Origin of the sequence: Photorhabdus sp. RM322S (assembly GCF_042879395.1) — a bacterium.
Lineage (GTDB): Bacteria > Pseudomonadota > Gammaproteobacteria > Enterobacterales > Enterobacteriaceae > Photorhabdus > Photorhabdus khanii.
On the sequence record NZ_JBHFKW010000006.1, the window covers coordinates 159,042 to 171,132 of the forward strand.

Below are 12,091 nucleotides of genomic sequence, written 5' to 3' on the forward strand. Positions count from 1 at the left end.
TTATACTCACAATTACAGCTTAGGACCCGCTTTTACTAAAGCTTCCCCTGCTGGGGTATCCGTGTATTTATCAAAGTTGTCGACAAAACGATGTGCCAAATCTTTCGCCTTCTCTTCCCACTGAGATTTATCTGCATAAGTATCACGTGGATCAAGAATATCAGTATCAACACCAGGCAACGCAGTCGGAACCGCCAGATCGAAGATAGGTAATGTCGTGGTATCAGCTTCCTCAATATCACCACTTAGGATGGCGTCAATGATTCCACGGGTATCCTTAATAGAGATTCGTTTACCGGTACCATTCCAGCCTGTGTTCACCAGATAAGCCTTGGCACCTGCGGCCTGCATGCGTTTTACCAAGACTTCCGCGTATTGAGTTGGATGCAGACTTAGGAAGGCGGCACCGAAACAGGCAGAGAACGTTGGTGTTGGTTCCGTCACACCGCGTTCTGTACCAGCCAGTTTTGCCGTGAAGCCAGACAAGAAATGATATTGAGTCTGCTCCGGTGTCAGACGGGATACCGGAGGCAACACGCCAAACGCGTCTGCCGTCAGGAAAATGACCTTGGTCGCGTGACCTGCTTTAGAAACCGGCTTAACAATGTTTTCAATATGGTAGATAGGATAAGAAACACGGGTGTTTTCAGTTTTTGAACCATCATTGAAATCAACCGTGCCATCTGCCAGTACAGTCACGTTTTCCAGCAATGCATCACGTTTAATTGCATTGTAGATATCAGGTTCCGCTTCTTTGGATAGATTGATAGTTTTCGCGTAACAGCCCCCTTCAAAGTTGAATACGCCGTCATCATCCCAACCGTGTTCATCATCACCAATCAGCTTACGTTTTGGATCAGTAGAAAGCGTGGTTTTACCTGTACCTGATAAGCCGAAGAAAACAGCAACATCGCCCTTCTCACCCACGTTGGCAGAACAATGCATTGAAGCAATACCTTTCAATGGCAGCAGGTAGTTCATCATTGAGAACATTCCTTTCTTCATTTCACCGCCGTACCAGGTACCACCGATAAGCTGCATACGCTCTGTCAGGTTGAATGCGACAAAGTTTTCAGAATTCAAACCCTGCTCTTGCCATTGTGGGTTAGTGCATTTTGCACCGTTCATCACAATAAAGTCTGGTTTGAATCCGGCCAATTCTTCATCTGAGGGGCGGATAAACATGTTCTTAACGAAATGAGCCTGCCATGCAACTTCTGTAATAAAGCGGACTTTTAGGCGTGTATCTGCATTCGCACCACAGAAAGCATCAACAATAAACAAACGTTTGCCTGAAAGCTGTTGAGTAACCAGACCTTTCAGATGTGTCCATGTTTCCTGTTGTAATGGCTTGTTATCATTCTTGCCTTTTCCCTGGTCAGCCCACCATACGGTATCACGGGTAACATCATCACGGACAATATACTTATCCTTGGGGGAACGACCAGTGAAGATCCCCGTATCGACAGCCACAGCCCCCAGGTCGGTCAAAGTGCCACTCTCGTAACCCTCCAGTGAAGGTTTAGTTTCTTCTAAAAATAACAGCTCATAGCTTGGGTTATAAACAATCTCACTAACATCATGGATTCCATAGTCCGCGAGTTCCTGCGGGGTAATGCCTTTAACACTCATGTTATTGCTCCTGGGTCCTGGATAGTCACGCTTTTTCTGTAAGCAATAATAAATAGTTATGATTAATTAACAGCGATTGTTATCAAAAAATTGAAAACCTATCATTTTTTTAGGCGTAATCTGAAACGAAAGACACGAAAGAAGCCTTTGAATATTATAGATATTGATAGAAAGGCGCGGATCCGCGCCCTAAAACAGATAAATATTAGTGTAACCGGCTCTTTTTTTCTGACCTGATTTCAACGATATCATCAGCATCAAAAATATAGTGTGTACCGCAGTATTCACACTCCATATTAATGTTGCCATCTTTCTGCAAAATATGATTAACATCCTCATCAGAAAGTGTGACTAACGTGTCAGCACAACGTTGACGAGAACAAGTACAGCGGAATTCAACGGGTTGCGGCTCATATAATACAACATCCTCTTCATGATAAAGACGATGCAAAATCTCCTTAACTTCCAGTGAAAATAGCTCTTCACCTTTAATGGTTGCAGTAAGCTGTACCAGATGATCAAATACGTCTGCACTACCCTGCTCCGCTGCTGGCAAAATCTGTAGTAACATACCGCCGGCAGCGATACTTCCATCCTGAATACCGGTACGGATAAACAGACGGGTTGGTAACTGTTCAGACTGTCTGAAATAATCATCCAGACATTCTGCCAGCGTTTCACCTTCCAATGCAACGACACCCTGATAACGCTCACCATGAATTGGTGTAATGGTAATGACCATATAGCCTGTGCCAACCATCTGCTTCAGACTACTATTTTCAGCAACTAATCCGTCAATACGGGCGACACCGCGCATTTGTTGCTGATGATTACCGTTAATGACTGCCAGTTTTACCGGGCCATCTCCCTGAATTTGAACAGTAATATCACCATCAAATTTCAGTGTCGCCGTTAATAAACTGGTTGCTACCAACAGTTCTCCCAATAATTGCTGTACCGGCTGCGGGTAATCATGATTTTCCAGAATATGCTGGTAAGTTTCACTGGCTAAAACCAGCTCACCACGTACAGAATAATTCTCAAACAAAAAGCGGTGTAATTGGTCTTGTTTAAACATAAATATCTCTCACTGGAGCAGGTTATTCCTGCTCACTTAATTTGGTGTTTTTAAACTTAATCAGCGTGCGTCTTTCTTTTTTATCCGGCCGGCGATCAGGATGAGGCATAGTTAATGCGTTCATTTTACGGGCTATCGCTATTTTTTCCCGATTAGCCATACTCGCTTCAGTCTCCCGGTAAAGTTGTTGAGCTTCCGGTGCACCGCGCCGATGGCTGCTTAACGCAAGAACTTCAATCGTACGTTCATCATTACCCTGACGCAGTTTAATTTCAGCTCCGAGTTCAACCACTTTACTCGGTTTACTTCGTTGACCATTATAGTGAACTTTACCACCGTCTATCATTTCCCGTGCCATAGCCCGTGTTTTATAAAAGCGGGCAGCCCACAGCCATTTATCCAGACGGACAGCTTGATTGGAGTCTGAATTATCTTTCATTTTTTTCTCCCAATATCAGCTCCGGCGAAAAAGCCAAGCCTAACACACCATTGCTGATTATCACCAACGTGTAGGTGGGAAAGCCGTATCAAAACAGCTATCGTAATACTGCCTGATTTTGCTTAGACGTTGTTTGTTTTGCCGATTTTTCTTAACAGCTAACACCGAATTAATGACCAAAATAGTCAAAAGCACCAAAAGTAAAAGCGTTGTGCCAATACAACGGATCAGCGTCATGGAATCCAGTGCACTATGTAACACAATCCGGCGGGTTCCATTAGTATCTACGGACAATTCTGTAATAATTCCTACTGTCTCAAATGGTGTTTGCAACACCGTATCCGATAACCGCTGTAACTCACGCCATTGTTCTAACGCGCTATGGTCATAAGAAACAATTGCCGGCGTGATATATTCAACCAGCTGTTTACCTTCATCACTAATCAGCAGAACACCACCCGGAGAAGGGCTATTAAGCAGGATTGCTATTTTATCTATTTCCCGGTAGATAAATGACGATGTCGTCGCATCAACCAGCTTTCCCAGAGCTTCAGCCCCCGCTGGACGCAATAAAACATGGATATCATCAAACTTGCCATCCTCTGTATTCTTTAACAAAGTTGTCCAATCATTGGCACTACCCAAGTTAACCAAAGCATTCTTCAATCGAAAACAGTCTGCTTCTTTTCCACATAATTTTTTAGTTTTCAAGATGATATCAGGAAAATCATCCAATAAAATCATACCAGATTTAGCAATTTCCTGAGCAAGACCTGGATTAATTACATCGCTATTTTCCTGTAAACGTAATTGCTTATTAACAGTTGCAATCAGTTTAGCCGCATTTTCTATAACTTCCGATTCTTGGATTGGCAGTGAATGAGTACTATTCCAATATATCCCTGAGCAATCGAATGGAGAAAAATAAGTGTCTCCTTTGCCGTTCATATTATTTGGCGGCATATAACACATACCAACCCCTTTTGCTTTCAGGACATCCCCGACCCGCAACGCCATCTCTTTCATCGTATTAGCATCAGTGACAACCTTCGTGCTGCTACCACGCAACCAGGCAAAACTGAGTTTCATTGGTACACTAACCGGCTGATAAAAATAGAGCAGCAGCATAATAAGCAAGCTGCCGCCAATCATCATTAGATTTTTCCCATAACGGTGATAAGGGTGATTTTTCTCCTCATCGTGCAAAGAGAGATAATGCCCTTGCCTGACTACCTGGCCGTTAGTGTAAATATCGATATTGATTTTCTGATCAAGATCGTAGGTAACATAAGATTCCCAATGAGGTGGGTATATTAAATCAATCCCACCAAGAGAAATATTACTCATTTGCCCTTGTTCAAATTCTCCAAATAATCCCCACCGTTTTGGCATACCGGTAAAACAGTGGATATCCTGGCGCCTGCGTCTTGAAGACGGACAGAACAACGGCCAAAAGCTGACAGCCATTAAAGTACCAGCAATCAACATCAGCCACGGCAAAAACAGTATCGGTGAGAGTAACGCAAGGAACCAAATAAAAAATCCGAGACACAAGAATCCTCCCTCCCAAATACCCGATGAGTGATTTAACCGGTATTCTTCCGAAGTCTCTTTACGGATACTTTGTAATTTTACGCTGGTATCGCCATTTTTTTGGATCGATGCCTGCTGATGGGATACATCTGAAACTACCGGAGCGGAAGGAAAATCCCGTTGAAAATCTTTCAGGAAGTGACCATTAATCGAAATAACAAGTGGTATTCCCGCAGTGTGAACAACATCAATAATATTCTGTTGTTTAATAAAAGGCTCAAGGAAAAATGGCAAATGAACTTCTGCCATATCAATGTAATAACGCCAGCTATGTGGTTCATCTGAGGCAACAGAAAACCGGGTAATGGAATTACAGATAGTATAAACCGTATCATTTTTGTCCGTCAGAATTAACCCGCTTGTTTTATTGATACGGTCGGTTAAAACCAGTGGCAACACCTGCTTCAGATAACATTCAATGGCCTGATATTCATCAGCATGAAGTTTACGATAGGTCGGGTCAGCAACAGAAGGCAGATAACGGGCGTTATCATGCGGCTTCCATCTGAAAATCAGAAAAGAAGCCATTATAATCAGGCTAATCATCAAGATAGCCAATATAACGGCTGTTGAGTTCATTTTTCCCCCACATCCATGACAATATTGCTATTGTTGTTTGCAAAATAGCAACCACACGTTCAGTTCTGAATCAGGTTATTTCTATCTATCTTTTTAATTTATTTTACAACAAGTTATATAATCACTCTCTGAATTATCTATAACACAGATCTATTTCCAAAGAGGATAAAAATAACAGTAACAACAATGACAAGCGATAATCACTATCATTTATCAAAATAATCGGCCATATTTAGTCAAGCTATGGAGTGTACCTAATTTCATCATAAAACCTAAGGTTAATGAAATAATTTATGACGTAATAATGCACAGACACTCAAATCAACCAAATATTAATGCCATCAGGGGCAACTATGAATGACCAGAAAAACCCTAAAATCCTGAACATAGAGAACATTGCCCATTCACGTCTATTTCATATTCAGTCAGTAAATCTCGAATTCAGTAACGGTGTAAAACGCGTTTATGAACGGATGCGTCCAGCAACCCGGGAAGCAGTTCTAATCGTCCCGGTCATTGGAGATGAATTGATACTCATCCGTGAATACGCAGTAGGTATTGAGCAATATGAATTAGGCTTTCCCAAAGGTGCTATCGACTCTGGTGAAAGTATCCTTGAAGCAGCTAACCGTGAATTGAAAGAAGAAATCGGTTTTGGCGCCAGAAAAATAGAGCAACTAGCCAAACTCACTATGGCTCCGTCCTATTTTTCCAGCAAAATGAACATTGTTATTGCTGAAAATCTCTATCCGGAAAGCCTGGAAGGGGATGAACCTGAACCATTGCCGCAAATACGTTGGCCAATAGCCGATATGATGTCATTGCTGGATCACGCTGATTTCAACGAAGCGCGAAATGTCTGCGCCCTGTTTTTGGCGCAAAAATACTTACACCACCGCTGAAATTAACAGGCACAACGGATTTCCCGTTGTGCCTGATTTATTATCAGAATAGCTCCTGACTTTCACCATTCTCGATCAACGTTGTGCCAACTTCCTGCACCGCACTCGCTGTAGGCTGAGTTCCGTCAATGAAATACTCACTGCGGGTATCTCCACCTCCACCAGCAAGTTTACCTGTTTTACGATCTATCACGACGGAAACAATACCCGGAGGGGCGGCTACTTCTTTTTCAGGAACACCCTCCAGTGCAATTTTCATAAAGTCATCCCAAATTGGCTGCGCACTCTTAGCACCCGCTTCACCGCCACTGGCTGCTGTACGACCAAGGCTTCTACGGTGATCATCAAAACCAATCCAGACGGTCGCCACAATATCCGGCCCATAACCTGAAAACCAGGCATCCTTTGAACTGTTGGTTGTCCCGGTTTTACCACCAATATCGCGACGTTTCAGATCGCGCGAGGCACGCCACCCCGTACCGCTCCAACCTGGCTCACCAAAAATATTGGTATTCAAAGCATCATGGATCAGAAATGCCAAAGGGGTACTGATAACGTGAGGCGCATATTTTTGCCCATCTTCACCACCATCAACTACCGGAACCTTCTCTAATTCAGGCAGCGGTAATATCTCCTGCTGCCCGACCTGAGATTGAGCTACATTTTCAATCGAGTTTTCAGAAAGTTCGATTGAACGCACAGTATCACCATAAATCACCGGAATATCGCATTGCGGACACGCAATCTTCGGCTTTGCCTCAAACAGAATATCCCCATCTTCATTTTCAATTTTGGTAATGAAATAAGGATCTATCAAATAGCCGCCATTGGACATGACCGAATACCCACGCACCATTTGCATTGGTGTAAATGATGGGGATCCCAAAGCCAGAGATTCTGTACGAACGATATTTTGTGCCGGAAAGCCAAACCGTTGCAGATAATCAGCGGCATAATCAACCCCCATCGCACGCATTGCCCGAACCATCACAACGTTCTTCGATTGTCCTAATCCCTGACGCAAACGAATTGGCCCCGCATAAGTTGGTGGGGAATTTTTCGGACGCCAGTCAGTACCGGCTCCCGCATCCCAGCGGCTGATTGGCAGGTCATTAAGCAATGAAGCCAGCGTCAGCCCTTTATCCATCGCAGCGGTATAGAGAAACGGTTTAATATTGGAACCAATCTGACGTAATGACTGCGTAACACGGTTAAACTTACTTAAGCTGAAATCAAACCCACCCACCAGCGCCTTTACAGCACCATCATTAGGATCAATAGAAACCAAAGCCGCATTAACTTCCGGCATTTGTGACAACCACCAGATATCTTTTACTTTCCGAACCCAAACCTGTTCACCAGCCTGAACCACTTCATTCACACTACGTGGAACCGCACCCTGCACACTATCAGATTTGAATTTTCTGGCCCAACGGACACCCGCCATCGGCAATTCTGCACTGCTGCCATCAACCAGCATCACCGTCGCCTGATCAGCTCCCGTGCTGGTCACAACCGCCGGCATTAACGGCCCATAATTTGGCAGGGCCTTAAGCTTCTTAACAATCTGTCCCCTATCCCAGGCAGGTTCACCCACTTTCCACAACACTTCCTGCGCCCCGCGATAGCCATGACGCATATCGTAATCAATGATGTTATTACGCACCGCATCCGTGGCAGCCAACTGAAGTTTGCGGGTAATCGTGGTGTAAACTTTATAACCGTCGGTATAAGCATTCTCGCCATAACGCTCAATCATGTCCTGACGTACCATCTCAGCCAAATAGGGCGCAGAAAAAGCAATCTGAGGCGCATGATAATTAGCCACCAACTTTTCACTTCTGGCTTGATTATATTGCTGCTGAGTAACATAGCCCTGATCGAGCATACGGCTCAGAACCACATTCCGGCGGTTAATCGCCCGGCCATAAGAATAAAGCGGGTTAAAAGTAGAAGGCGCTTTTGGCAGACCGGCAATCATGGCCATTTCACTCAATGTCAACTCATTGACATTCTTACCAAAATAAACCTGAGCCGCAGCCCCAACACCATAAGCCCGGTAACCGAGATAAATTTTATTGAGATAGAGTTCAAGGATCTCATCTTTATTCAGTAACTGCTCAATCCTGACGGCCAGAAAAACTTCCTTGATTTTACGCATCAATGTCTTCTCAGGACTGAGAAAGAAATTTCTCGCTAGTTGCTGAGTAATGGTACTGGCCCCTTGAGAAGCACGGCCTGAAGTCATCGCCACAGATGCCGCCCGGATAATTCCTATAGGATCAACGCCATGATGTTCATAAAAACGACTGTCCTCCGTTGCAATAAATGCCTTCACCATCACAGGTGGAATTTCGGACAGAGTAAGAGGCATACGGCGCTTCTCACCATACTGCTCAATAAGCTCCCCATCCGCACTGAACACCTGCATTGGTGTCTGTAATCGAACATCTTTTAATGTCGCCACATCAGGTAACTGAGGCTCGATATATTGGTACATGCCAAAAATCGAGGCTGTTCCCAGAAAAATGCAACTCACGACAAAGATTAAAAAATACTTTACGAACTTCACCTGAAATTTCCCATGCCACGTTAGTTGGGTGGTTTATAAACAATCGGCACGTAGTATAAAGGTTACACAGCACCTTGAATATGGTCTTTTATTAAAATTACTGATATGGAGATCGTCATATGTACTCACCAAAGTGGTATGTCGGACTGGACATCCAAAATGGAGCCATTCGTGCCGTCGCAGCCATAAAACGCCGTAATGGCTGGCAGCTTCGCCACTGCTGGCAATATCTTTTATCTGATGCGGTTATGCCAGAAGGTCGTTTACAGCGGCCAGAGATATTATGCGATATATTAAATCAATGGCGCCAAAAATTACCCAAAAAAATCAGTTTCAGACTTGCCTTACCTGTACAGCAAACATTGCAGCGAAATCTGACTTTACCTTCAGATATCAGTCTTAAAGAGCCGGAACAAGGCTGGTTTATCAATGCCAGCGCCGAAAAACAATTTCCTTTTAACACCCGTGAACTGGCTCTGGATTACCGTATTATCGAGCAAAACGCCTATATCAGCGCCGCCCGTCAGAAAGATCTGAATATCTGGCTACAATGCCTTGCACAAGCAGAAATCTTTCCGGACGCCATTGATATTGCCCCCTGTGCACTACGCTATATAGCGCAATATGCTGGCGTTCCGGCTGATAGCTGGCTGTTACACCGGCAACAATCCAGTTGGTTGTGGGTATCTCCTGCTAATGCCCCCTTTGCTTATGACCTGGTATCAGCAAATACCGCAGCTTCTCCACTACAGGTTATTAGCCAATTACCGGCCTCATCCATAACTAAAAAGAATATTTATTACAGCAGCTACCAGCAGGAAGCTCTGCCTGAAGGCACTTCCTCCTGGGATATGCTGGCAGCATTCCGTCACTATCAACCACCGCTCCCAGTTCAACTGATGGAGTATGTGATAGCCGGTGGCTTGGCACTCAGACCGGATGACAAATGATGTATCAAGTTAATTTTCTGCCCTGGCGACAAACCCGACTGAAATCCCGCTATCGTTGGTGGACCATTCTTCTCCTATTGCAATTAGCGTTGTGGCTGGCGGTACTCATTTGGATGTCGTTTAAACAACTGGAAACGATTAACAAGCATCAAAGACAATTACAACAACTTAACCAGCAACAATTACATTTACAACAACAGATAACTCAGACAGAAGAGGCATTCAATCTTCACAACAAACTAGCCTATAAATTAAAACAACAACAAACGCGGCTGAAACAGAATCAGCAACATTTGAGATTATTCAATGAATTACCTGAGTTACTACCGGAAGGAAGTTGGCTAACCGCTTTCGATGACCATGCAGGTCAATTGAAATTGGTTGCTAACAGTCTGGATTATTCCAGTATGACATCGCTGCTGGATAATCTCGAAAACAACGGGCAATTATCTGAAATTCAACTGAAAAAAATGACCACCACTGAGCAGCAAATCAGGCAATTTATTATTGACGCGAACTGGCAGACGGAGATACCCGATGATAAAAAATGACTATTTATGGTGGTTTGCCAAACCCACCTGGCTGCTCTTTATTTGGCAACAAACTATCATCATCCTGGTCCTGACCCTGTTTTATCTTTTCTCCTGGCAAGAGAAAGCTGAACGGGAAATTGGGCTGACACAGGAAATAATCACCCAACAAACCAATACAAAATCAGCCAATAACCAGCTAAATCAGTTACCTCAGTTGGAAGATATACGGCAACAGATAAACCAAATAGAAAATGAACTTAACCAGCCACCACAAAACACCGTAAAAATTACCGCAGTAAAACAACTGCAACAACCGTTGATAAATTCTGGCGGGCAAGTTATTGAGTGGCAACGTAAAAATGAAGGGGAAAAAACGCTCTGGCAAATAACGATTTATTTAAACTATGAACAAATGCTGAATTTTCTTGATGCATTACAGGCGTTATACCCGCCGCTGCTGATTAAACAGTTTTCTGTTTCTCCATCAGGCGAATCTCTCAATGTCAAAATGACTTTGTCAGAAACCTCATATGAAGAATTTTATGACTAAAATATTTATTCTGTTTATCATTTTTCTGCCTGCTATCTGCATTGCAGAAATAAGAAACCCTTTTGCTCCACCAATAACAGAAATAGCAGAGCAACCTATTGAGTTATTTGATCAATCAATCAATGAAGCTGAGATTCAGTACCTCTCAACAGCATTACAATATGCAGACGCAGAAAAAATTGCCCTTAATCTCAGACAAAATATACCCTCACTGATGACCAAAGAGGGTAAAGCTGATTTTGATCCTGAAACCAACAGCCTGATTTTGCAGGATAGCCCCATCGCAATCGCTCAGATAAAAAGCTGGCTAAAAGAAATAGATACACCACAACAGCAAGTGCAGATTACCGCACATATCGTAACCAGCAGCAGGGAAGCATTGCATGAGCTGGGAATCTATTGGGGGATACCGATAGGAGATCAACTTAATACATCAACAGGTATAAACCGCCTCAATATCAACCAAGCCGCCAGCGACAACATGCACCGATTTGCGTTCAATATTGCCCGCGTCCATACCAGTTTGCTGGAAATGGAACTCAGCGCCTTAGAACAGGAAAACCAACTGGATATTATTGCCAGCCCAAGACTAACCGCTTCACATCAACAGCTAGCCAGCATTAAACAAGGCTCTGATATCCCCTACGTCAGTCAGGAAAAAGAGAAAAGTACCGTACAATTTAAAGAAGCTGTACTTGGGATGGAAGTCACACCTCATATACTGAGAAAAGATAAAATCAGACTCTCACTGAAAATCAGCCAAAACATGCCGGGAATCTCAATCAGTCAAGGTGGAGGTGAGAATTTAACCATCGATAAACAGGAAATCATAACTCAAGTTACTGTAAAAAATGGCGAAACCCTTATTCTCGGTGGGATTTTTCAACAGAAAAAAGGTGAAAAAATGCAAAAAGTACCTTATCTATCAGACATCCCGCTACTCGGTTCATTATTTAGCCAAAAAGGTCATAAACACAGCCGCCGTGAGCTGGTGATATTTATTACGCCTCAATTGATGGATATTTAGCCAAAACAAAAAATATAACTGTTATATCAATGAATTGACAATGAAAAATTCAGCTATTACGTATGATTATGCGCAGATTTTTTCATCTAACCCTGTTTATAGATTTGACGCTGAGTCCGATTTAGCATACAAGAGTTAGCTAATTGAGTGGTCGGGTTAACATCACAATAATAAGCCAATAAAACCGGGGTTTCTATCACAAGAAGCTCAAGGTTGATTTATATAGTTGCAAAACT

10 protein-coding genes are annotated in these 12,091 nt (G+C 43.2%); 5 read left to right on the forward strand and 5 right to left on the reverse strand.

Going from position 1 to position 12,091, the window contains the following annotated elements; translation table 11 throughout:
* Positions 1–12 precede the first annotated feature (12 nt).
* From pckA to ACGF63_RS06105, 4 genes are all read right to left on the reverse strand, one after another.
* Positions 13–1,632 carry a phosphoenolpyruvate carboxykinase (ATP) gene (gene pckA, locus ACGF63_RS06090; protein WP_387629511.1) on the reverse strand — a complete coding sequence of 540 codons (1,620 nt, stop codon included), beginning with the start codon at positions 1,630–1,632 and terminating at the stop codon, positions 13–15.
* A 205-nt stretch (positions 1,633–1,837) separates the two neighbouring features.
* The gene (gene hslO / locus ACGF63_RS06095) at positions 1,838–2,710 is read right to left on the reverse strand and encodes an Hsp33 family molecular chaperone HslO (RefSeq protein ID WP_036846483.1); all 873 of its coding nucleotides are present in this window, start codon (positions 2,708–2,710) and stop codon (positions 1,838–1,840) included.
* A gap of 22 nt (positions 2,711–2,732) precedes the next feature.
* The gene (gene hslR / locus ACGF63_RS06100; RefSeq protein ID WP_036846485.1) at positions 2,733–3,149 is read right to left on the reverse strand and encodes a ribosome-associated heat shock protein Hsp15; all 417 of its coding nucleotides are present in this window, start codon (positions 3,147–3,149) and stop codon (positions 2,733–2,735) included.
* A 60-nt stretch (positions 3,150–3,209) separates the two neighbouring features.
* A complete protein-coding gene (locus tag ACGF63_RS06105) occupies positions 3,210–5,321 on the reverse strand; it encodes an IgaA/UmoB family intracellular growth attenuator (RefSeq protein WP_387629515.1) in 2,112 nt (703 codons plus the stop codon).
* Positions 5,322–5,674: 353 nt separating this feature from the next.
* On the opposite strand from ACGF63_RS06105, the gene nudE reads away from it, so the two are divergent.
* A complete protein-coding gene (gene nudE / locus ACGF63_RS06110) occupies positions 5,675–6,223 on the forward strand; it encodes an ADP compounds hydrolase NudE (protein WP_036846490.1) in 549 nt (182 codons plus the stop codon).
* A gap of 43 nt (positions 6,224–6,266) precedes the next feature.
* Here the strand turns inward: nudE and mrcA are convergent, their stop codons facing one another.
* On the reverse strand, positions 6,267–8,795 hold the full coding sequence (gene mrcA, locus ACGF63_RS06115; protein ID WP_387629517.1) for a peptidoglycan glycosyltransferase/peptidoglycan DD-transpeptidase MrcA: 2,529 nt from the start codon (positions 8,793–8,795) through the stop codon (positions 6,267–6,269).
* A gap of 119 nt (positions 8,796–8,914) precedes the next feature.
* Here mrcA and pilM point away from each other — a divergent pair, with 119 nt between their 5' ends.
* From pilM to pilQ, 4 genes are read left to right on the forward strand one after another with little or no spacing between them, the layout of a single operon-like run.
* On the forward strand, positions 8,915–9,745 hold the full coding sequence (gene pilM / locus ACGF63_RS06120; RefSeq protein ID WP_387629520.1) for a type IV pilus biogenesis protein PilM: 831 nt from the start codon (positions 8,915–8,917) through the stop codon (positions 9,743–9,745).
* Entirely contained in the window at positions 9,742–10,296 is a 555-nt protein-coding gene (locus tag ACGF63_RS06125; RefSeq protein ID WP_036846496.1) for a PilN domain-containing protein, read from the forward strand. Before pilM ends, ACGF63_RS06125 begins: the two co-directional genes overlap by 4 nt.
* Positions 10,283–10,828: a hypothetical protein gene (locus ACGF63_RS06130; RefSeq protein ID WP_036846498.1), complete on the forward strand. Its 546-nt coding sequence runs from the start codon at positions 10,283–10,285 to the stop codon at positions 10,826–10,828. The genes ACGF63_RS06125 and ACGF63_RS06130 overlap by 14 nt, the downstream gene beginning before the upstream one ends.
* Positions 10,821–11,855, forward strand: a complete 1,035-nt coding sequence (gene pilQ / locus ACGF63_RS06135; RefSeq protein ID WP_036846605.1) for a type IV pilus secretin PilQ — start codon at positions 10,821–10,823, stop codon at positions 11,853–11,855. The genes ACGF63_RS06130 and pilQ overlap by 8 nt, the downstream gene beginning before the upstream one ends.
* Positions 11,856–12,091: the final 236 nt, after the last annotated feature.